Raw genomic sequence first — 20,422 nt, forward strand, 5'->3', positions numbered from 1 at the left:
CGATTTTGTTTAAATTCAACTTCAATTCACTTTAATAATGGTATAATCTGTATAATTCATTTTTTCAAGAAAGGCTAAAACAATGAGAAAATACTTTGGTTTCATTTCAATGTTTTTAACTGCATTCTTATTTTTCGGTTCATTTTCTAAATATATACACTTCGGTTCTTTAACTGGTATTTTTATACTATCTATCTCAATTGTTTTAGCTATTTTTGCTCCGAAAGGAGATACAGCGAAAAAAATCACTTTTGCTATTTTGATAATTTTAGGTATTTTAATTGCTTGTGCATTAATTATTGGTGCTATTATTGGTGCGGGAATGGCTGAATCGCAATTACAACATTTGAAATAATTATTTTTCTCTCAAATAACTATTTTGTTAAATTTATAAAATACAACCGCTTGTCCATTTCACTTTTCCCTATCATTGCATTTAATATTAGTAATACTAATTTTTCAGAGGTAAATTATATTGGACGAGTTTTTATCCTCCCCTGCACTAAATCCCGGCTCGATTGGACCTACACTCCCACCTATGCAACCCTTTCAATTCCCTACCGGTCCCACTGGTTCAACGGGTGCTACTGGGCCTACTGGCAACACCGGACCTACTGGATCTACTGGACCTACCGGAAGTACCGGGCCTACTGGCAACACTGGACCTACTGGCAACACCGGGCCTACTGGCAACACCGGACCTACTGGCAACACCGGGCCTACTGGCAACACCGGACCTACTGGCAACACCGGACCTACTGGATTTAATCTTCCTGCTGGTCCTGCATCTATTACCTTGACTTCTAACGACACCACAGCATGTGTATCTACTCAAGGAAATAATACTTTATTTTTTTCGGGTCAAGTATTAGTAAACGGTAATCCTACTCCAGGAGTAGTAGTCAGTTTTTCATTTAGTAACCCTTCTCTTGCTTTTATGGTTCCTCTTGCTGTCATTACCAATGCTTCTGGTAACTTTACCGCTGTATTTCTAGCAGCTGATGGGCCTGGAACAGTAACCGTTACCGCTTCACTTCTTGATTCTCCTGGAACAATGGCCAACGTCACTATCACCATTATAAATTGTCCGTAATGGATGGACTAAGAAATCTATAGTAAGATGGGCACTGTAAATCAGTGCTCTTTTTTCATTTGGATATTCCTTTCAAATGAAGTCTTTAATTTACACTTTCTTAATAAAATTCAAATTTGGTCTTTATCAAAAACTTCAAATATATAATTGTTAAGTAAATAATTTGTAAAGATTAATGTCATTTTCACTTTTCGTCTCACAAACAACATATAATCAAGGTGCAAATAAAATCTTGCAAACTCATCAACATCCCATGTCTTGAGTGCTAGGAGAAATCCTAGCTTTTTTGATTTCTCTCATGTTAGTTGGCCCCGTCCATTTCCCTTCACGTTCCCACTTTTTCTTGAGTTTCCCAACATAAGTAAAGCTACGATTATACATAATGCTGATTTCCTTATCTGGAATTCCCTTTTGATTTAATCCCCTTACAACTTCAGGTGTTAATCCAACCGGCACTCTCTTTCTAGGTCCGCCGTTCTTTTTCGGTTGTGTATCGAAATATCTACCCAACTGGCGTAACTCATCACCAGTCGAGCATGCTTTACACTCATTAATACTAAAGCATTCGTTTGATGCGCGATTGTAATAACAACGTCTGCATTTCTGTTCGATAATGTCACCAATTTGGTATGTGAGCTCTTTTCGTTCTTCTTTTGTCAGTTTCATATCGCTCACCTATAAAACTACTTTGAGCGCCATACCAAGCGCTTGTACTCTACCTTGTAATTCAAGACGGTGTTCACGTTCTTTCGCAGCTGTTTCTTCTGCAGCACGCACATTGATATGCATTTTTTGAAGGTCATGCTCTAATTCGTGGTTCTTTTCCGTAATTGCATTAAATTCATTAAGTAATGTGTTGTAATCCTCATCACGAGATTGAAGCTGATCTTGTGATAGCTTTAATGCATCTTCTGCTTCCAATCGTACTTTCGATTCTGCTATAACATCTTGCGCTAACTTTTCTTTTAGCTCTTTCAACCTCTCATACATTTCCGATACTTCACGTAACTCTTTTTGCATCGCATCTTTTTCATCAAGAATGCCATTTAATCGCTCTTTCCAGAAAGCATCTAACGATTCTGTTTTCTCAGCGTTTTGAGGTTGTGGTGATAGTTTTGTATTCTGAGAATTCTTTAATACGCCTACACGCTTATTAGGCGTTGTATTTGCTTCACGTCTTTTTGCAACGTGATAATATAAATTCCCTTCCGTTACTCCAAACTCTGCTCCGATTTTCCCCCAAGTCCATTTCTTTTCATCAGAAGCACGTAATTTTTCAGCAGTTACACAAATTTGATCCCAGTTTTTTTGTTCAGCCATATGTTCCGTTCTCCCCTCGAGTAGGCCCTCACCTAAGCTTTTTAGATTTTTACCAACTTCACAGTTCTCTGAACACCAACGCGCTATCGCATAATTGTTTCCAATCGATTTAGGAACCGTTTTACACGCTTTGCAGTGATTATCTTGTAAATTTAGAATCCTAAGTCGGACCTGCCGTTTCTCCTTTTTGTTCAATCCATCACCCCATATGAGATTGAAAGGGAGGTAGTACAACGAAATTGTCATACTACCAACCTGTATTTATTAGTCTTCTAATGTTTCATCAAAAGGCTTGTCCTCATCAGAGACTTCAAATCCATCAGAAGATTCCGATTCTTCCACTTGTACTTGCTCTTCTTCCGTGACAACCGTTTCTTCTGTCTCTGTTTCTTCCCTCGGTTTCTCTTCTGCTTTTGGCTGCTCTTCTACATCTGGCTGTTTCTCTTTCCATTCGTGCCATTTAATTGCCATTGGTGCGATACGAGCGCGGTAATCATCTATCATTTCAATCAGCTTCACGTTAGAAATTTTCAGCTCATTTGCTAACTTTAGATATGACTCTCCCTCGAGCTTTCGTTTTACGATGTAAGCAAAATCATGCGGTAAATCATCTAAACCTGGTGCAAGTCCGCTAATGATAAACTCATCAATGGTTTCACGATCCGCTTGCTCTTTCTCTTCACGAGTTGGAATTTTCTCTTCTGGAATATCGAAATCAGCTTCTAACTGTTCAAATGATGCCTTTACTTCTTTCACAAACCCTTTGTCATCAACCTCATACTGCGTTACTGGTTCGTTCGTTTTTGCGTTAACAGTAACGTTGAAATTAACCTGCATGGATTCCAGCGAGATAAATACTTTTGTATCGATCATTTCGGAAAGTACATCCAACTTACCGCGCAATGATGAATCCGTTACTTCCAAAACAATTTCTTTCTTCCCATCAGGTTTAAGATTCACTTTCTTTAATGTTGGTTTGAATTCGATATACGACATATGATCCGCTCCCTTTATTTCGCTTGTTTTAGTCTTTTCTCTTCACGTTTTAATTTGTTGTACTCATCTAGCGTGATGAATCCGCCGTATTTCTTCACATGTTTTAGCAAGATGAGTTGTAAATGTGGGTACTTGTATTCAAACATCTTTTTCTTTACCGCGAATGTTTGTGTAACCATACCCTTTATGTCTACGACTTCCACATCACCATTTGGCAAATAAACCATGAAGTCTGCGATATATGTAATTGCCTTAAAACTTTTACCGTTCTTCGTAAACGCTGGTTGCAAGGTGAATCTTGGTTGTAATTCGAAGCTTGTAATTTCACCTGCAGCTTGGCGTATTTTTAATCCGGAGTAATAATCCGCTTCTGCTTTACTATCAAAAATATGGCTATTTAGCTTAACTTTTTTATTGTTATATTTACTCATAACTTTTCTCTTTCGCTTCACTAATTAACTGAGTGATTTCATATACAGCATTTTGTGCACGTTCCATGTTTCTTCACCCCTTGAATATTTTTCAAATAAAAATACATACTATTTTCAAGCCGCCGTATCCACAGCTAATACTTCTTTCTTTTGTTACAGCAGAAGCAGGTAGGTTCTTAACTTATCTGCTTTTCCTGTATATTTTTAAAAATATCGAAAATAATACCAACATACTGTTTGAACTAGTAGCTTCACTCTTCTCGCAATGGGAATGCAATTTATCACAATTAGCTAACTCATTCGACTAACTGGCAAACAACTGAAAATGTTGTCTGCTTTTTGTATGGAATTTTTCATTTTACATATACTACTTTTGAGCCTGTTGCCAATGCAAGCCATTTGGTGTTTTGAATTCCGACTAAGCTTTTTGTTGCATAGATTATTACATCTTTGACAACACTGTTTTAAAGCGCGTTTTCTGGTTATTCGTAGTTCTAATCCAGAATAATTTTTCTCCTATAAAGGACGGCAGGTACGACTGCTCGTCCTTTTTTACTTATACCGCATACTCTCCCTTCTGATAATTTCGAATCACATTGCCCTTATCATCGTAGTAAGCAATTTCCCAATAAGGATGGCAGTTGTGCTTTTCAATTTCTCCATCGAACAAAACGAACAGATTAGTTTTCCAATTCCCAACGATCGTACCCCACATGCCAGCTACGTTTACTCGCATACCCATGTAAGCAAAATGTAGGTTTCTAAAGTTTTGCATTTTCTTAAACGCTTGTTCTGTGCTGTACATCCGCTTGATATCAAAAACTCCTTCGTTCTCACACTTTACAAACTTCATGAATTCAGCCATTGGCATCGTTAGAAGCTTTGTTCTGAACTTTTGCCAGTACAGAAATCTTGCCTTTCCTTCAGTTTCCGCTACCACATATTCTTCATTCGGCCATTGTTCGAAAATGGTAGTGAGTTTGAATTTGTAAAGAACCACCATCCTTTCACCTCCCACTTAATTTGCAATCAACTGGTGGAACAGTTCTTTGTTTCTTGTGTCTAGTGCATGATTAATGAGTTGGTATTTTATTAACTTGTCAATTTCATCGTGATCTTCCCCATCAATATACGTTTCAAGTGAACACTCATCATCTTCAAGTACTTCCATGTATAAAGGTTCCTTGTATTTACCTTTGAAATTGATTTGAATATATATCGGTGCATCATTCACATTGAAATGATGATATGCTGACATCCCATCTGTAACAGTTAAATTTGGTTTATAAAACGCGAACAGTTGACCTTCTGAAAACTCTGCAGAAATTTCAATTCCATACGGATACTTCTTTGCATTTTCAACAAAGTGGATTCTCGTTACAAACCTTAAATGCTTACGAAATGTGTAGATGAACGGAAAGCCCTCATGTCTTCGGGGCAAGATATGATTTAAAAGAAATTGTATAAACTCACGCTTTTTCTCAACCGACACGTTGCTCATGCAGTAACCCCCTTTTCCATTCTTCAAATTTTTCTATCCAGGTATTCCAATTTTCTTTTTGCATTGCTGCTTGCTGCTCTGCTACCTCACAAGTACAACCCTCAATCGTTATCATCCCAGGATAAATTTCTTTATGAACTACACCAGTGTTACCGCATGTTTTGCACATTTCGTACCCTCCTTAGAATCCAATATCTAAATTTACAATGCGTTTATCCGTAGTTGTTTTAAAAACAATGGTTTCATCTTTTGTTACTCCATTTAACAACCTGCTCGCTAGTTTCGGATCATACTTTTGAAATAGCTGCTTGCTTGATAAATTTGATGTGGTAATCGTTGTTTTATTTGCTCCTTGTCGCCCATTCGCAACACCGTAAAGCACTTTATGAACAAAATCGCTTGCTTCTCCGCTTCTATTCATCGATCCACTTTCAGCACCTAAATCATCAATTACAAGAAAATCTGCTTCTACCATTAAGCTAATGCAATAATCCAACGTGTATCTTGACTCCTTATTTCGAAACGAGTCTTGTATTAAACGAATTAACTTTTCAATTTCTACAAATAAACAACTTTTCATATTTTCGAAAGCATATTGATTTTTAAGTGTTTCACCATCAGAAATTATCCAATAATGTTTTACTAACTCATATAACACTGCGTAAGCTAAATGACTTTTACCAGCTCCTTGAATCCCTGCAATATAAACGTTTAGAACTTCTCCTTTTTTAATACGGTCCAGAATTTGTATAGCTTTTTTCTTATTCTCTTTTGTTTCTTCGCAATCCGTTTCGTATGAGTCTAATCTTGATGCAGTAATTGATTGATTTTCGATAATGCTATGTTTAAAAAACATGTTCTTTTGCCGTTCTCTGTTAATTTTCTTGTAATGGTTATTTGCTTGCTGGTATAGAACTGTATTTTGTTCTTCCACTTTGCATCGTGGGCAATATATAGAGCCATCTTTTTTATCGATTAATTTTCTAACCGGCTTTACCGTTATCATTCCGCCCTTGCTGAATGTATGTTTATCGCAAGATTCATTTGCAAACTCAAGAGCTGCAAGCTTTTCAAATGATTTCTGCATTTTTTGCATCTTTATTTCACCTCACTAAAATGGCATGTTCCCGTTGAAACCAGGTATGTTTATGTGATTTCCGTACTGTTGTTGGTTATTTGATTTATTCACTTTTTCATTTAGATAACTCTCAAATTTGTTTCCAAACAAGGTAAGTGGCCGTAAATAAATACTCATCTTCGAATCGTTTAACCATTGTGTTGATTTGGTATCAATCACTTGTTTGAAATCTTCTAAAGTGAAGCCCTCTTTCCAACGTGCATTGATTAATTCCCTGGTCTTTTTGGACTTATATTGATATTTTGTTTTTGCTTCAGCATTCAGATATTCAATAATTTCTTGATACGGAATTTTATCAGATACATGGTCCTGAGGTTCATCAGAACTACATTCTTTTATATCTTTTAAATCTTTATCTTCTTCTTTATCTAATTCTTTATCTTCTTCTATGTCCGTTACTTCATCGTTACATGTAACGTTACAATCAAGTTGCCCTTTCTTTTTCTTAGCTCGATGTGCTGCAACTCGCTTTCTTGTATCTTCCCGAATCTTTTCTAACCCTTGAACGCTCTGATGTTTACCCCAATTTTTTATGTTGATGTAATGCTCTTGATCCACTTCAATCATTCCGAATTTATGAAAGGTTTCCAGTGCCAGCCGTACAGTGTTAAGCGGACGATTAAATACCGTGGCTAGCATGTCATCTGTATATGGAATGTTTTCTGCTAAGAAAATGTAACCATTTGCGTTTGTCTTTCCTGCAAGTGATAAAAGCTTCACCCAGCAAATTAAAATTGTGTCTGCTTCTGGCATACTTTCAATGATGCGAATCTTTTCATCATCGAACATACTAACCGATAGCTTAATCCATTTAACATCTGACACTCTTATTACCCCCTTGTGCAAATCGCGATGTAAGACCCATTTTCCTTAATGACTTTCTCTATTCGATAACCTGGATAACCAGTTTGTATATAACGTGCAATCGACTGCTTCAAATCATCTTTTGACTGTGCTCTCTCCCACAATTTGCGAGAGAGTAGCACTTTGGACATGTTACTCACCTTCAATCACGAAATTACCTTGTCCGTCTCCTTCAGCTGACTGTTCCACTTCAATTGGATCAGCTTCAATAAATTCTGGTTCTTCCGTGATATCTTTACGAACCACTTCGTCATGCTGCGCTTGTGACTGAACTTCGATGCTGATTGGTAAGTATTTAAACATGTAACGAACCACTGTTTTCTTCGCCATTTCCTCATAATCTGTTTTCCACGGGCTATAGTTTGAATTCGCTGAAGCTGAACGACCGCGACGCTTTTCAATTTCACTCTTTGGCATAAATTCCATTTGGTGTCCGCCATCCTTGAAATGAGCGACTGCATACGCTCCAATAAACTCACCTCGATCACCAAATGACGGTTTGTGCTTTAGTTGAGGGTGTAAACCTAATTCGTATTCAAATTCATCATTTTCGTATACTGCATGTGCATAAATGCTTTGAATATGACCAGAACGTCTTGCTAAATCAATCATGCCTTTATATCCAATAATGAAAGTCGCTTCACTCTTATATGGTAAGATGTAGCAATGCCCTAACAATCCTGGCTCCAACCCTAATTGTACGGCTTGCATAACAGCTCCCATAAGCGATGGTACTTTGCATTCAAGTAGCTTTGGATTTGTACGAATCGTTGTTAATGCAATTCGGCTCATCCGATCCATACTCATGTGTTTCGGTAACACTTCCGCAAAACGTGGAGCCATTTTCTTCATATACGCTTCTACTGTTTGTTCAGGTGTTACTGGTGCGCTTACCTTACGATTTGCTAATTGATTTTTTACATCTTTGTTAGTTGCCATTAGTTTTTAACTCCTTTCGTCAAGACCGTTAACTTCATACCATATTCCCCTTCAAAGTTTTCCATGTGCAAAGAACACTTTCTCCCGAGTAAATTCACTAAAATTAAGTTCTCAGCTTCCACGCTATTTACAAGATAAATGTCATCCCACTTATCTCCATCAACATCACGACCTTCAATCAAAATCGCTTTACCAACTAACTCTTTATTAAATACTGTGGATTGAACAAATAGATTCATAACAGTTTCCTCCCCTTATTTAACCGTGAATTTTCTTGATTTAGATTCTTTAACATACTGCTCAAATAAATCTGGGTGTTCCGCTTTGAATCGCTTGCTATCAAACCGATTAGTTGTATATGACTTCCAATAAATCTTGTAGTTCTCAGTTCCACCAACTTCATTGGTACCGAGTTTTGCTTTGATTTTGTTTTCGTACTCTACCTTTTGTTCTTGCAGGACTTTAATTTCTCGGTCCACTTGATCACGCGCTTCAATGAGAAGTTCTTCTTGCTTACCTAAACTTACAAAGCTATCTGCAATAGATTCTGGATATAAGTGTTTTAATAGTTCTGTTGATGCATCCGAACCATCAAACATAGGCGGCTCGTTCTTCTCAATATTGTTAAGCCAAAAGTCTTTTTCAATATCGATAAGGTACTGGATCAATTCCTCATCGCGTTCGATTTTTTTATGAACAAATTTGTTGCCACCGATGAGTACCGCAATCCACCATGCTTCATAGCCAGTTACGGCCATATAATGTTGACACTGTAAGAGATAAGCAGCTGGAACTTCCTCATCTTCCCACTCTTTTTTTAAATATTCCGACGACGTTTTGCATTCAATTCCAACTTTTTCACCAATAATTAATCGATCCACATTCGCTAACATCCACGGATATTCAGGGTGTTGAAGAATGGCATTTCTGCGTTGAACCTTTAAATCTGTGCGTTTTGCAAATTCTTTTGCTACTACTTCTTCTAAAACGTTGCCGAAGTATGCAGCTTCACTTTGTATATCTTCCTTTTCAATCGCTTGTGTTTTTTCAAGGAATACTTGCACTGCTGATTTCCATTTATTTAAACCTGCTATTGCAGAAACATCTGAGCCGCCAATACCTTGTGTACGTGCTTGCAACCACTGATCGTGGTCCATATTGAGTGTATTTACCAATACTTTTGCTTGCATGTTCTATTCACTCGCTTTCTGTGATATACTAGCCCTAACTTATCTTTTTAAAGGGACCTCCTGCTGCTACAGGTGGTCTTTTTCATGCATATCTCCAAATAAAGCCTTTGGATGTTCTTCCCTTCCCTTTACATACATTCGCTATGTGAACAGGGCTGATACCGATAAATCTCGCTGCAGCCTTTGTTGATTTAAATTTCCTAAGTACTTGAAGCGTATGTTGATCTATTTGCTCGACAGGTTTGGATGTCTTTGACTTTAGATCTTTCGCATAATCTTTCGGCAATAAATACTTATAAGCATGCTTCATGTTCTCTGAATTTGTAACCCATTCCAAATTGGAAATTGTGTTATTACTTCTATTTCCGTCCTTATGATTCACGTGGCTTTTTCCATCTGGATTTTCAATAAAAGCTTCTGCAACCAATCTGTGAACATAGAATTTTTGAGCTTTCCCATTAAGATGCAATTGCACCTTTTTATAGCCTTGACTACAAAATTGCTTGCGGTACTTCTCTTTTTTGAACTTGATTGACTTTACATTTCCTGTGCTTGAAATTTCGTAATGCCCCTCGTAACCTGTTACAGACTTCCAGGTTTCTTTCATGTCATAACCACCTCTTATTCCCCTGCGGTTTTCTTCTCAAATCCAAGCTGCGTAATCATGTAATCCATGATGTTATCCTTTTGGACCACTTCGCCATCTGGTGCGATTAAAAACTCATCACCTGGCAGAATTTCATTACCTAATGCATCTTCAACTGGATAGTCTATCATCTGTTCTTGCGGATCTGCTTTACCGTAGCCGTTGTGCATCGCCATCGGGTTATCTAGCATCGTGCTCACCTCCTTTAATGTAGGATTTTCCTCCTTTCTGTCGAATTAGTTAGACGAAAGGAGGTGTTTATATGAAACCAAATACTATAAATATTCGCGTTGATTTAGATGATATTTTCAAACTATCTCATCATGAAATTGTTGACGGTGTTTTAAAATACGTCCATGAACAATCGCGCCAGTATAATGATTTAACTCCAGAGAGCAGTCTAGAAATGGTTATAAAAGAAGCGACAAAAGCTTACGAAGATAACTTAAGAAAACATATGCATGAACGATATAGTGCAACTATTTCTGGCCAAGTTGAAGTACAACGTTAGATTCACAAATTTGCTTATTATTTAATAGAATTTTCACTTCTACAACAGTCTCTGTTACCGCAGGGGCTGGAATTACTTTGGTTTTGTTGTTCATTTCCATTTAAATCACCTCCTCGCAAAGAGTAATGCAATGTGCTCTTTCTACCACACTTGCATCAACGCCCTGACTTCTTAACCGTCGGATAATTCCTAAGATGTTTTTACGATCCTTTTCACGTTCCACATCGTGCTTTTCTTTCGCTCGATACAGTGCTGCAAGTTCTCGTCTAGCTAACCTTGCTTCCTTAATCCATGTACAAAGTGCAATTGGATCCTGTTGCTTTAATGCTTGGATTTGCATTTGATTACAATATTTTAAGAACTCATCTAACACCTGTTTCTTTTGCATGTCCTTTTGTAGAACTGGTGCTGTTATGCTCATATTCTCTTCACCTTTCTTAATTGCTGATTTTCTTGCTTTAGCTGTTCATTCTCGCTGATAAGTTTTTCAAATGCATCTAAAAGTGCTACACCACCCATGAATGATACAATAACCACCGCTGTAACCAAAAGGCTGAATGTACTTTCAACCAACGTTTGGTTCCTCCTTTTGGGCTTCTAGCCATGCTTCCAAATCTTTTTGTAAGAAGAGTAATTTGCGCCCTTCTCGGATAACCGGAAACTGCGGATGGTTTGCAAGTTCATATACTCTGCAAACCGCGATGTTAAGGTAAGCTGCCGCTTCTTTTACTCGCATTACTTTGTTTGGTTGCGCTTGTTGTTGGAATGTAGCTAAAGCTGCTTGAATTTCTTCACGAACAACTTCTCGGATTGACTCTTTAATGATTTGATCTAATCCCATTTTGTTTTGCTCCCTTCTATTTAACTTAACCAACCTTGACTTAACTATAAGTTAAGTCAAGGGCAAAAAATTTTAATTGCTTCTAGTTTCACTTTTAAGAAATCAGCAATTTTTACAATTAAGTCATAATAAGGACGGCGTTTGCCGTTTTCTATGTACCAATAGTACACTTCCGTAATACCAACGGCCTCAGCTACTTCCTTACATGTATATCCTTGTTCTACACGTAGCTGTTTTAGAGTTTTCATATGCAACTCCTCTCTTCCGTTTTTGTTGTTAATTACATAGTAACTTAACCTTAAGTTAAGTTCAAGTGTTTTATAAAAATTTTTTCAAAAACTTTACCTTTCCACTTAACTGATAGTTAATATATAATGACAGTGTAGCAAAGTGCCGTGTGTCACACTATAACAGTGATAAAGAAGAAATAACTTCATATAAAATAGATAAAATAAACTTGGGGTGTTTTAATTATGTTTAGTCATGAAAGGTTAAAGTTGTTAATTGAAAAAAGAGGGATTACTCAACAACAATTAGCTGATGCAATTGGTGTTAGTCATGTTTCTGTTTATAACTACGTTGAAGGAAAAAAATCACCAGGTACACGTACACTTCAAAAAATAGCTAATCATTTAAATGTTACTACTGATTATCTACTTGGGTTATCTGATTCGCCAGATTTAACAGCAGACCAAGATCTACAACTTACAAAAGAAGCTCAAGAAATTCTTCAAATCATAAATGATCTACCTGAAGAACAACGAAAAAAAGCATTAGAACAACTAGAAATGTTTGTGAGTTACGAAAAAGCTAAAGGGAATATTTAATGAAAAAAGACTATCGGAAAAAATTAGATAGTCTTTTTTAAATTACTTTGTCTCTTTCATGTCCACTTAAACAGATAGATAATAATATTTCTTTTGGGTTATCTTCTTCTTGCAGAAGTAAAAGCGCTTTTTTTATCAGATTAACTTCCCCATCTTTACTTTTCATCTTCTCTTATCCCCTTATCATTTTTGTTATTTTTTTACATAAATTTCTTTTTTGTTCATAAACCTAAAAAGGAAATCTTACTTAAAACTACAAATGACACCGTCAATTAAGACGATGTCATTTTAAATTTATATATGTAAACCTATATTTTGTATCTTACCAACCGCCACCAGGATCAACCATCATTTGCTGAACTACTGGTTTTGAGTCATTTGTACTAGGCTTTTCTTTCGCAGAATCAGTGTTAACAACTAGTGTAGTTGCTAATAATAGTACAGGAATAATTGTAATTAATTTTTTCATCTAATCACCTCTTTCCGATGCTAATTATAACAAATATTCAAATTAAACCCAAGTGAATTTTCGGTAAATTCGAATAAAATATATTTCCTGATTTTTGACACATTAGAAGAGATTGTTTCATTAACTCTTCTCTTTTAGCTCCCTCATATGTTAAAGCTAAATAAGCGGTCTGTATGTCTGTTAATTCACCTGTAGAACTTTTTATTTGATTTAATATTTCCCTCGCTCCTATTGTATTACCTTGTTTAATCATTAAATATGCCAGCTCACTTGGATGTACAACATCTGTATCACTAATTTCTTTGTCATGGTGAATCTTTAAAAATGATAATGTATGTTGCACCATTTCTTTCTTCTTCTCTACAGCTTCAACTTTTCTATCACCAATCACTTGTAATGTTTTCTCTAGGTAATATTTTGAGTTCTCATATTCACCTACTGAGAAAACATACGATTCACCTAGCTTTAAGTACGCATTTACTTTTGGAAAAGAAAAATAGTTATCCCACTCAAGATCATCTATTAATTTAATACAAACGTTTCTTGCTTCATCTACTTCTCCTCCTTGCAATGAAGTAACAGCAATCGCTTCTCTGTAACGTAATTTGAAGCACTCACGAAGATATTTATTACTAATTTTATCAATTTTAGTTTCTATTGATTTCAGACGCTCATCTAAAGTCGTATAATTTCCTGTTTGATATTGCGCTTGACATAATAAAATTTCAGTTAACAATTCCATCTCAATTGTTTTCACTGATTTACTTGCTATATGCAACGCTTTATAATATAGTTTGGCATTCAACTCACCGATATATCGTTTATAAATAATCAGATACACACTAGCAAATTCTTTATTTTCAGACACCTTAGACTGTAATTCACTATTTATTACTTCAATCAAAAGATTGAACTTACCTCTTAAAGCTAAGTCCTCCATCGCTTCACGTAAATTCTCTGATTTCGGATTTGTGACATCAATATAATCCTTTAATATATTCCCTTGTACCTGTATGCCTTTATTTAATAGAATAATTGTTTTAGAAAGAAAACCAAAACTAATATCTGTGTTACCTTTAAATACTTTTGTAACAGTACTTGGCTTAACACCCCAATAATCTGCTAGTTTATTTTTTCTTATACCAGCTACGCATAATTCTTTTTCAATTTGACCTAGAGCTTTCCACATGCTTTGTCCCCCTTATTGGAACAAGACACACTTCCCTATCATGAACACGCACCTTAATGCTGAATTACATCAAAAAGCTGTGTTATAACTAGCCGTATACGTTACGAAAACTCGTAAACGAAAGGCTCATGGCAAATGTTTTCCCTACTTCAATTAGGGCTAAACGGTGTAAACGTGTTCCCAACATATTTACACACACTATGGGTCTTTTTTGTTCCGTTTGATTTCTTAAAATCAGTTTATCACAAGATTAAGAATCTTCATTCCACTTAAAGTCAATTCATGTTGAGAAAGTTTTTTCTAATAGTCTATGTCTCAACACTATTAGCAAGTATATAAATTATGAACTATACTCTGTCAGTAAACGTCAAACATTTGCCGTTTACAATTTGTAAAAGAATCTATGAGTGTAGACCTTAACATTATAGGTAAGGGCGTTATCTTAGGAGTTATAACTGTAGGAATTGATTTGAAAGACGAAGTTCAAGATTGGTTACTTAAAAAAATGAAAAATAAATTTCTGTAAATCAAAAGCGCAGTAGCATTAAGCACTGTGCTTTTTTCTCTCTTTATATTCCCGTTCCTGGATCGGCATATCCTGCACCACCTCCAGGACCTGCTTCATTATTCTTTTGAGCGTAGTTCCATCCACCTGGATCTTTTGTATATGTTTTTCTCATGACTTCTTCCCTCCTTCTTAATTTGAATCTACAATTATTTTAGCTCATACGTTCTGCATCTGTGAATTAACTATTTTGGTATTTTGTAGGAATATATACTTCCATTGATAAATTAAATATATTAATATATTTATAAAACGATTATAAGGAGTATAATATATGAATCAAATTGACTTTAGTTCTATACAATCACCCGTTAATCATCTCGCTATGCAAGCAGCTATTATGTTTCTTGCCATGAGCGTTACTGGCGGATTAGTTTACTACATGCTTTTAAAAATCCATGCTCCAAAACAGTTAGCTAGTGTGATTGCGACAATGTGTACTATGGCCGCTGCCTATAAAACGATTTTAATTTTCTATACTTGAATACACCAAAAAGGAGCCAATGGGCTCCTTTTTAATTTTAATGTTAATGAAAAGTAATCAAGAGAACGTCTTTAAGTTGTTCATCAAACTCCAAATCAAGTTCTATATACATTGCCTTAAACAATTCTATTAATAGTTCATTAGCGTCCCCACTACGTTTGCCATTAACATAATCATGAAAATCCACTAATTTTTTCAAAACCTCTGGACTATCGCTAAAAACTATCATTACTGAATTCAAAGCTTTCATAAATTCCAAGTAGTTTTCTCCAGTCCTATCACCAGTTACGAGCCAAATCCGATGTTCCATCAAATTTTTTAAAATATCCTTTTTTTCTTCCCAAATTCTATTTGTAAAAAAGGTCTTTCTTTCGTTTTTAATTGTTTTTCTTACTCCTAAATAAGTAAGTCCACCGCTAACGAAACCGCCTAAGACTCCTCCCCAGAATCCGAGCCAATTTGTGTCTATAGATAACCATTCAAAATTCATAAACTCACTACACTCCATTACTCTATTACTCTTTTACTCTTTTACTCTTTTACTCTTTTACTCTTTTTTAATTATTATATATTATAATATATATTTAAATAAAATTCTATCAAACCTTTATTTTAACTCAAATAAATTACGTCCCTCCTCTTGTTTTTTAAATATGAATCACAATGATTTTTAAACAAAATAGGAAATCACTTACAATTACATCCTATAACCGAATTTGTTCATTTATGGTAAAATGTATCCATCGCTGATATGTCCATCTTTGTAATTTTCATAGTAGTAAAATTACAACTAGACTTATACAACATGATTCAAAACAAATGAAGGAGTGTTTTAAGTGAAAGGACATATTCGAAAAAGAGGAAATAAGTACTGTATCGTTATTGATATCGGTCCTGATCCAGAGACAGGAAAAAGAAGACAGAAGTGGTTTTCTGGGTATAAGACCAAAAAAGAAGCACAGGCTGATGTGGCAAAGAAAATTACAGAGTTGAATGAAGGAACTTTTATAGAACCATCTAAAGTTACGCTAAAAGATTACCTAAATCATTGGCTAGAAATTAAAAGTATGAGCATAGAAAAGAGTACTTTTGCTGGTTATAGGGCATTTATCAACCAACATGTTATACCTAGTATAGGAATGGTCGCGCTCCATAAATTAAATGTTATGCACATTCAAAAATGCTATAAGGCTGCGATAGATAAAGGGATTGCAAACAATTCTATTCTGCTTATGCATAGAATATTAAAAAGCGCTTTAAATCTAGCTGTAAAACAAAATATTATTTCTCGAAATCCAGCTGCTTTTGCAGAGATACCGAAAAAAGAAAGAACCTCTATCCAGACTTGGACAGAGGAAGAGGTAAAAAAGTTTCTTTTGCATTCACAAGAATCACGATATCACATTGGGTATCTACTTGCAATAACTACAGGTATGCGTATGGGAGAAGTTCTAGGCTTACGATGGCAGGACGTTGATTTTGAAAAACACACCGTTACAATAAACCAAACTTCTGGCCATGACAATAAAATCAAAAAAACAGCAAAGACGAATTCATCCAAGCGTACCATTCCTGTACCTAAAGAAACAATAGCAGCCTTAAAAAAACATAAAATTTTAATCAATAAAGAGAAATTAAGGTTTGGTTCTGCTTATCTAGATCAAGATTTAATAAATTGTAATGAGTTTGGAAGAATCATAAAAAGAGCACATTTCAGAAAAAGTTTCATTAGGATGACACACAAAGTAGGTATAAAAGAAATTAAATTCCATGATTTAAGACATACACACGCAACTATACTATTGAAACAAGGAGTTAACCCTAAAATCATTAGTGAGAGATTAGGTCATACAGATATTTCAATGACATTAAGTGTCTATTCTCATGTTTTACCGAATATGCAGGAAGAAGCAGTTAAAAACTTCGGTAAAAGTATCTTTGGATAACCTATGTTTGCAAAATGTTTGCATTTTATCAAAAAAAGTCAAACAAACGTTGTCATATCAAGGTTTGTTTGACCTATCATCTTATATTCTTGATAAAATCTCCGAATCCCTATTGAAATATTTAATAATGGAGCGTTCTCACCACCGCGGGTTATGCATTCAAATCGATATACATAGGAGAAAAAATCTTGTGTTTTTTCATCTTTTATCGGCCCTGACATCGCCTCACAAATATTTTGTGATCTAAGAGGGGAAAAATAGATTTCTTCTTCATTTGTATTTTCTAAATATATAGGACGCTCACAAAAAATATGTGAGATTAAAGCGGGCACCCACTTAGAATACGTTTCATTATCATGTAGTACTGGCAAATTAGAAATCAAATCGGATTGCCATTCATATTTTGGTGGTTCTACTAATCTATTTGGTTTCCAATCATGAATAATCTCATACCAACTTTGAAAAATATAATCGAGCTGCTCTTGTCTAATAGGTTCTTTCGATACAATCCATGGTGTATTTTCATTTAATACGTATGGGTTATGCTGAATAAACAATATATCCGAAAACATATCATACAATCTTTCATTCAAACGTTTCAACTTACTCGTTAATAAAAATGTCTTATAATGTATCTCTACGATGTCCAGCCATTCAATAGGAAAGTATATAAATGATACCTTTTCATTTAAAAGGGGTTCTACTATATTTTCAAATGTTAGCAGCCTTAATTTTTTCATAAAATAATTCCTTCCTTTCTTCAGTTGTCTTGATTATCAAAAAGCTAGAACAATAGTTACTTAATCTAATCCATTTAAACCAAGTATTTAAAAGCAACGTAAAAACTGTTTATCTACATAAATTATTATCAAACCGACTCTTTTAAAAATTCAAAGTAATTATCATGTATAACACCTCTATTATATTTGGATTTCAATACATTCGAATTATACATTACACTTAATGCATTGTACTTATCATTTACAATATCTTTACAAAAAAACCAAAAAAGAACACCTTAATTCGGTGCCCTTTTTACAAATATCAACCTTTATGTAATTGAACATATAGATAACAGTAATCCCCCAAATGAAATTGCTCCTAGTAAACCTACTACAACTCCTGTTAAACAAATACAATCAGCAAGACAAATAGAAGACTGCGATAATGGAACAAATGACCTACTTGTACTCGAACCATATTGTTTTATTTTCTCATAATTCACATCTAACATTAGATGTAAACATGTTACACCATCCTCAATAGTATGTAGAGGTTCTTTTTCTAATTGCTCCAATAATTTACTATCAAAAGCAACTGATAGAGGATACTGCTTATCTAATTTCATATTTTGATAAATTAGTTGCAAACGAGATAATATATTGTTTTTCTTCTTTTCAGATGTTACTGTACATTTCATTTTATTAAATTCATTTAATAACAGTGTCAATTCATCTCTTTTTCCGTATAAATCTTTAGCTATTTTTCTCTTTAGTTTATACGAATGGAAAATAGATTTTAGTTCAACCATATTCATACACTTCCTAATTACATAGTATTTACCCTATTATTTTGTAGATAAACAGTACTTTTTAATCTTATTTAAAATACACTTAAGCAACTTCATTTACTATCGATTAACATTACATTAACCTTACACGGTTGTAATAAAATCATTAGCTAGAAGGAAGCAATGCCTAAACTAGACAGATATTTGATGATAAAACCATAAGAAAAAAGCAATGATTAGATTTTAAATCTAGTCATTGCTTTATCCATCACCTGTTAATTACATCTATATATCTTATTGTTACTCTTTCACTTGAATGATTGAATATATCCATTAATAATGGCTATATTCTTTGTCGGCACGTACATATAACTAATGTTTTTTTATTGATAAAGTGAAACTTTAATCAGCTCTCACCAATCGGGCTTTTATGGGCAGTCCGCCACCTAACTTCTCTTTGCTCTCGCTGAATTTTTTTGGGGATGTTACTGCCCGCAACTAGCAAGATAGATGTTATCAATATTCATACGTTACAATAGTACCAGTAGTATCAGTAAAACCATCAAAACAGTTAGAGCAACCACCACAGCCGCCACAACCGCCACAGCCTCCGCAACCAAAACAACCGAAGCAACCAATACAACGGAAGCCACCACAACGGAAGCCGCCACAACGACCTCCACCACAACCGCCACAACGACCACAACCGCCACAGCGACGAGCAGCATCTTCAATATAGTAATATGGATATTGGTTTTGCTGGTCCCAATAGACAATATTTCCAGACCGGTAATCATTAAGGCTTAACGCTTGTAGTTCTTGTTGAAACTGATTCATTTTCATAACCTCCGTTTATAAAATACAACCTCATCGATACTTCCCTATATTCCTGTTCGTTACATCTAAGTAGAAATAGCGCTATAAACTAAGTTCAATACGTACACCAACAAAGTATGACTTATCACTAGATGATGCACCTTGTTCATATACCTATTTTTACTATGGGCTCATTTTTATAAAGTGAAACTTTAATCAGTGGGGTTTTGTTCATCCCCTACCTAACTTCTTTGCTTCCGCTGAATTTTGAGGTGGGGGGCTTACTGCCCGGCAAATAGCGGGATAAATAAAAATTAAAAAATATGAATTCTAGCGTCATATCTTCATACTTACTAAGTTCAATTAATTTCTCAATAATTATGATGCCATGTCCTATATATTTCCGTCTGCTGCTTAGATTTTTCTGTACTGTAAATGGCTTTCGCTATAACACCTCCAAGTGACCGGTTTCTATGACGGATATGAAATTCCAACAAAAAAAGCCCTAATTAGGGCTTTTCATTCTATTTCTCCAGCAAAACTCTCTATGAAATTGCTAATTGAAAAAAGACACACTTAGATTGATGCGTCTTTTTGTGATGCCTCTTTTGTGAAATCATATAAAGCAATTGCGCCTAAAAGAACAAGTATACCTTGAGGAACATCTAGCAAAATAGTTTTCCAAATTTCTGGAATTACCCATTTGATATCTGCTGCTGTTTCAAGATATGTTTGGAAATAGCTGATTGTAAAATTAATGATTCCTAAAAATACAAACAACGATAAACCAAATCGAATTAATTTCTTATTTGTAAACATATAACACCTCTCAAAATTCATTGGATATTCCTGCTTTTGCTTCTTTATATTTTCATATCTTTATATCTAATTTTAACACATAAAGAACTCAAAAAAATACGATATGCATATTTGCATATCGTATTAACAACACTCCATGATAATATAGAAATTCCTGCAAAGAAAAAACAACTCCGTTACAGCTAACAGCTCGGGTTTCTTTTCTTATTTAACTTCATACCACCAACATTTACGTTCTTTAATTGTAAAATAAATGTGACAGAAGTTTATCCAGTTAATGCGTAGACAAGTAAATGAGCTAAATTATCGATATTCTATTTCGCCATT

35 protein-coding genes and 3 pseudogenes are annotated in these 20,422 nt (G+C 35.0%); 5 read left to right on the top strand and 33 right to left on the bottom strand.

Annotated features, from left to right (window positions below):
* Positions 1–21: 21 nt before the first annotated feature.
* Entirely contained in the window at positions 22–297 is a 276-nt protein-coding gene (locus ACTFRM_RS12805; protein ID WP_254905231.1) for a hypothetical protein, read from the bottom strand.
* A 178-nt stretch (positions 298–475) separates the two neighbouring features.
* Here ACTFRM_RS12805 and ACTFRM_RS12810 point away from each other — a divergent pair.
* A pseudogene (locus tag ACTFRM_RS12810) lies at positions 476–532 on the top strand (exosporium leader peptide-containing protein); the annotation flags it as partial.
* A 17-nt stretch (positions 533–549) separates the two neighbouring features.
* On the opposite strand, the gene ACTFRM_RS12815 reads toward ACTFRM_RS12810, so the two are convergent.
* The 18 genes and pseudogenes from ACTFRM_RS12815 to ACTFRM_RS12900 form a co-directional block, all read right to left on the bottom strand.
* Positions 550–816, bottom strand: coding sequence for a hypothetical protein (locus ACTFRM_RS12815; RefSeq protein WP_440043359.1), 267 nt, complete (start codon positions 814–816; stop codon positions 550–552).
* A gap of 45 nt (positions 817–861) precedes the next feature.
* Positions 862–1,077 (bottom strand): hypothetical protein, encoded by a 216-nt coding sequence (locus ACTFRM_RS12820; RefSeq protein ID WP_000237382.1) that lies wholly within the window; start codon positions 1,075–1,077, stop codon positions 862–864.
* 259 nt (positions 1,078–1,336) lie between these two features.
* On the bottom strand, positions 1,337–1,759 hold the full coding sequence (locus tag ACTFRM_RS12825; protein WP_440043360.1) for a hypothetical protein: 423 nt from the start codon (positions 1,757–1,759) through the stop codon (positions 1,337–1,339).
* A gap of 9 nt (positions 1,760–1,768) precedes the next feature.
* Positions 1,769–2,413 (bottom strand): hypothetical protein, encoded by a 645-nt coding sequence (locus ACTFRM_RS12830; protein WP_440043386.1) that lies wholly within the window; start codon positions 2,411–2,413, stop codon positions 1,769–1,771.
* A 33-nt stretch (positions 2,414–2,446) separates the two neighbouring features.
* Positions 2,447–2,659, bottom strand: a pseudogene (locus tag ACTFRM_RS12835) (zinc-finger domain-containing protein); the annotation flags it as partial.
* An 18-nt stretch (positions 2,660–2,677) separates the two neighbouring features.
* On the bottom strand, positions 2,678–3,409 hold the full coding sequence (locus tag ACTFRM_RS12840) for a 2-methylcitrate dehydratase (RefSeq protein WP_440043361.1): 732 nt from the start codon (positions 3,407–3,409) through the stop codon (positions 2,678–2,680).
* Positions 3,410–3,423: 14 nt separating this feature from the next.
* The gene (locus ACTFRM_RS12845; protein ID WP_099685891.1) at positions 3,424–3,840 is read right to left on the bottom strand and encodes a DUF1064 domain-containing protein; all 417 of its coding nucleotides are present in this window, start codon (positions 3,838–3,840) and stop codon (positions 3,424–3,426) included.
* Positions 3,841–4,396: 556 nt separating this feature from the next.
* Positions 4,397–4,843 carry an MFS transporter gene (locus ACTFRM_RS12850; RefSeq protein ID WP_440043362.1) on the bottom strand — a complete coding sequence of 149 codons (447 nt, stop codon included), beginning with the start codon at positions 4,841–4,843 and terminating at the stop codon, positions 4,397–4,399.
* 15 nt (positions 4,844–4,858) lie between these two features.
* Positions 4,859–5,341, bottom strand: a complete 483-nt coding sequence (locus ACTFRM_RS12855) for a YpiB family protein (RefSeq protein ID WP_440043363.1) — start codon at positions 5,339–5,341, stop codon at positions 4,859–4,861.
* Positions 5,322–5,510 (bottom strand): hypothetical protein, encoded by a 189-nt coding sequence (locus ACTFRM_RS12860; protein ID WP_440043364.1) that lies wholly within the window; start codon positions 5,508–5,510, stop codon positions 5,322–5,324. Before ACTFRM_RS12860 ends, ACTFRM_RS12855 begins: the two co-directional genes overlap by 20 nt.
* 12 nt (positions 5,511–5,522) lie before the next feature.
* Positions 5,523–6,437, bottom strand: coding sequence for an ATP-binding protein (locus tag ACTFRM_RS12865; protein WP_440043365.1), 915 nt, complete (start codon positions 6,435–6,437; stop codon positions 5,523–5,525).
* A gap of 15 nt (positions 6,438–6,452) precedes the next feature.
* Positions 6,453–7,304: a phage replisome organizer N-terminal domain-containing protein gene (locus ACTFRM_RS12870; RefSeq protein WP_440043366.1), complete on the bottom strand. Its 852-nt coding sequence runs from the start codon at positions 7,302–7,304 to the stop codon at positions 6,453–6,455.
* 5 nt (positions 7,305–7,309) lie between these two features.
* Positions 7,310–7,474, bottom strand: a complete 165-nt coding sequence (locus ACTFRM_RS12875; protein ID WP_440043367.1) for a hypothetical protein — start codon at positions 7,472–7,474, stop codon at positions 7,310–7,312.
* Position 7,475: 1 nt separating this feature from the next.
* Positions 7,476–8,282 carry a recombination protein RecT gene (gene recT / locus ACTFRM_RS12880; RefSeq protein ID WP_440043368.1) on the bottom strand — a complete coding sequence of 269 codons (807 nt, stop codon included), beginning with the start codon at positions 8,280–8,282 and terminating at the stop codon, positions 7,476–7,478.
* Positions 8,282–8,521, bottom strand: coding sequence for a hypothetical protein (locus ACTFRM_RS12885; protein WP_440043369.1), 240 nt, complete (start codon positions 8,519–8,521; stop codon positions 8,282–8,284). The genes recT and ACTFRM_RS12885 overlap by 1 nt, the downstream gene beginning before the upstream one ends.
* A 15-nt stretch (positions 8,522–8,536) precedes the next feature.
* Positions 8,537–9,472, bottom strand: a complete 936-nt coding sequence (locus ACTFRM_RS12890; protein ID WP_440043370.1) for a YqaJ viral recombinase family protein — start codon at positions 9,470–9,472, stop codon at positions 8,537–8,539.
* An 82-nt stretch (positions 9,473–9,554) separates the two neighbouring features.
* Positions 9,555–10,079 carry an HNH endonuclease gene (locus ACTFRM_RS12895; protein WP_440043371.1) on the bottom strand — a complete coding sequence of 175 codons (525 nt, stop codon included), beginning with the start codon at positions 10,077–10,079 and terminating at the stop codon, positions 9,555–9,557.
* 14 nt (positions 10,080–10,093) lie between these two features.
* On the bottom strand, positions 10,094–10,309 hold the full coding sequence (locus tag ACTFRM_RS12900; RefSeq protein ID WP_440043372.1) for a YqaI family protein: 216 nt from the start codon (positions 10,307–10,309) through the stop codon (positions 10,094–10,096).
* A 71-nt stretch (positions 10,310–10,380) separates the two neighbouring features.
* Here ACTFRM_RS12900 and ACTFRM_RS12905 point away from each other — a divergent pair, with 71 nt between their 5' ends.
* Entirely contained in the window at positions 10,381–10,629 is a 249-nt protein-coding gene (locus tag ACTFRM_RS12905) for a hypothetical protein (protein ID WP_097819136.1), read from the top strand.
* Here the strand turns inward: ACTFRM_RS12905 and ACTFRM_RS12910 are convergent.
* Genes ACTFRM_RS12910 through ACTFRM_RS12930 form a run of 5 tightly spaced genes read right to left on the bottom strand, consistent with a single transcriptional unit; the run spans position 10,598 to position 11,718 of the window.
* Positions 10,598–10,729 (bottom strand): hypothetical protein, encoded by a 132-nt coding sequence (locus ACTFRM_RS12910; RefSeq protein WP_440043373.1) that lies wholly within the window; start codon positions 10,727–10,729, stop codon positions 10,598–10,600. The two genes, ACTFRM_RS12905 and ACTFRM_RS12910, sit on opposite strands and share 32 nt — an antisense overlap.
* Positions 10,730–11,050 (bottom strand): hypothetical protein, encoded by a 321-nt coding sequence (locus ACTFRM_RS12915; protein ID WP_098581089.1) that lies wholly within the window; start codon positions 11,048–11,050, stop codon positions 10,730–10,732. It abuts the gene before it with no gap.
* A complete protein-coding gene (locus tag ACTFRM_RS12920) occupies positions 11,047–11,202 on the bottom strand; it encodes a hypothetical protein (protein ID WP_179955802.1) in 156 nt (51 codons plus the stop codon). The genes ACTFRM_RS12915 and ACTFRM_RS12920 overlap by 4 nt, the downstream gene beginning before the upstream one ends.
* A complete protein-coding gene (locus tag ACTFRM_RS12925) occupies positions 11,195–11,470 on the bottom strand; it encodes a helix-turn-helix domain-containing protein (RefSeq protein ID WP_071730508.1) in 276 nt (91 codons plus the stop codon). Before ACTFRM_RS12925 ends, ACTFRM_RS12920 begins: the two co-directional genes overlap by 8 nt.
* A 56-nt stretch (positions 11,471–11,526) precedes the next feature.
* On the bottom strand, positions 11,527–11,718 hold the full coding sequence (locus ACTFRM_RS12930) for a helix-turn-helix domain-containing protein (protein ID WP_000854267.1): 192 nt from the start codon (positions 11,716–11,718) through the stop codon (positions 11,527–11,529).
* 225 nt (positions 11,719–11,943) lie between these two features.
* On the opposite strand from ACTFRM_RS12930, the gene ACTFRM_RS12935 reads away from it, so the two are divergent.
* Positions 11,944–12,297 (top strand): helix-turn-helix domain-containing protein, encoded by a 354-nt coding sequence (locus tag ACTFRM_RS12935; RefSeq protein WP_084064305.1) that lies wholly within the window; start codon positions 11,944–11,946, stop codon positions 12,295–12,297.
* A 37-nt stretch (positions 12,298–12,334) separates the two neighbouring features.
* Here the strand turns inward: ACTFRM_RS12935 and ACTFRM_RS12940 are convergent, their stop codons facing one another.
* From ACTFRM_RS12940 to ACTFRM_RS12950, 3 genes are all read right to left on the bottom strand, one after another.
* On the bottom strand, positions 12,335–12,463 hold the full coding sequence (locus ACTFRM_RS12940; protein WP_000836758.1) for a hypothetical protein: 129 nt from the start codon (positions 12,461–12,463) through the stop codon (positions 12,335–12,337).
* Between the two features lie 156 nt (positions 12,464–12,619).
* Positions 12,620–12,766: a complement C1q protein gene (locus ACTFRM_RS12945; RefSeq protein ID WP_149216297.1), complete on the bottom strand. Its 147-nt coding sequence runs from the start codon at positions 12,764–12,766 to the stop codon at positions 12,620–12,622.
* Between the two features lie 37 nt (positions 12,767–12,803).
* On the bottom strand, positions 12,804–13,955 hold the full coding sequence (locus ACTFRM_RS12950; protein WP_440043375.1) for an AimR family lysis-lysogeny pheromone receptor: 1,152 nt from the start codon (positions 13,953–13,955) through the stop codon (positions 12,804–12,806).
* Between the two features lie 839 nt (positions 13,956–14,794).
* Between ACTFRM_RS12950 and ACTFRM_RS12955 the strand changes: the two genes are divergently transcribed.
* On the top strand, positions 14,795–15,004 hold the full coding sequence (locus ACTFRM_RS12955) for a hypothetical protein (protein ID WP_440043376.1): 210 nt from the start codon (positions 14,795–14,797) through the stop codon (positions 15,002–15,004).
* Positions 15,005–15,047: 43 nt separating this feature from the next.
* Here ACTFRM_RS12955 and ACTFRM_RS12960 read toward each other — a convergent pair whose 3' ends face one another.
* Complete coding sequence (locus ACTFRM_RS12960; protein ID WP_001987382.1) at positions 15,048–15,494, bottom strand: hypothetical protein; 447 nt, start codon at positions 15,492–15,494, stop codon at positions 15,048–15,050.
* Positions 15,495–15,840: 346 nt separating this feature from the next.
* Between ACTFRM_RS12960 and ACTFRM_RS12965 the strand changes: the two genes are divergently transcribed.
* Positions 15,841–16,950, top strand: coding sequence for a tyrosine-type recombinase/integrase (locus ACTFRM_RS12965; protein ID WP_440043378.1), 1,110 nt, complete (start codon positions 15,841–15,843; stop codon positions 16,948–16,950).
* A gap of 38 nt (positions 16,951–16,988) precedes the next feature.
* Here the strand turns inward: ACTFRM_RS12965 and ACTFRM_RS12970 are convergent, their stop codons facing one another.
* The 5 genes and pseudogenes from ACTFRM_RS12970 to ACTFRM_RS12990 all read right to left on the bottom strand — a co-directional run bounded on the left by ACTFRM_RS12970 (position 16,989) and on the right by ACTFRM_RS12990 (position 20,116).
* On the bottom strand, positions 16,989–17,690 hold the full coding sequence (locus ACTFRM_RS12970; RefSeq protein ID WP_000736205.1) for a pPIWI_RE module domain-containing protein: 702 nt from the start codon (positions 17,688–17,690) through the stop codon (positions 16,989–16,991).
* Between the two features lie 311 nt (positions 17,691–18,001).
* Positions 18,002–18,487: a homoserine dehydrogenase gene (locus ACTFRM_RS12975; RefSeq protein WP_173600689.1), complete on the bottom strand. Its 486-nt coding sequence runs from the start codon at positions 18,485–18,487 to the stop codon at positions 18,002–18,004.
* A 209-nt stretch (positions 18,488–18,696) separates the two neighbouring features.
* Positions 18,697–18,831: pseudogene (locus ACTFRM_RS12980) on the bottom strand (site-specific integrase); the annotation flags it as partial.
* Positions 18,832–18,976: 145 nt separating this feature from the next.
* A complete protein-coding gene (locus ACTFRM_RS12985; RefSeq protein ID WP_001071364.1) occupies positions 18,977–19,297 on the bottom strand; it encodes a heterocycloanthracin/sonorensin family bacteriocin in 321 nt (106 codons plus the stop codon).
* Between the two features lie 555 nt (positions 19,298–19,852).
* Positions 19,853–20,116 (bottom strand): DUF3937 domain-containing protein, encoded by a 264-nt coding sequence (locus tag ACTFRM_RS12990; protein WP_002082716.1) that lies wholly within the window; start codon positions 20,114–20,116, stop codon positions 19,853–19,855.
* Between the last annotated feature and the right edge of the window lie 306 nt (positions 20,117–20,422).

Origin of the sequence: Bacillus cereus group sp. MYBK227-1, assembly GCF_051916325.1 — a bacterium.
In the GTDB taxonomy this organism is placed as follows: Bacteria; Bacillota; Bacilli; order Bacillales; family Bacillaceae_G; genus Bacillus_A; species Bacillus_A cereus.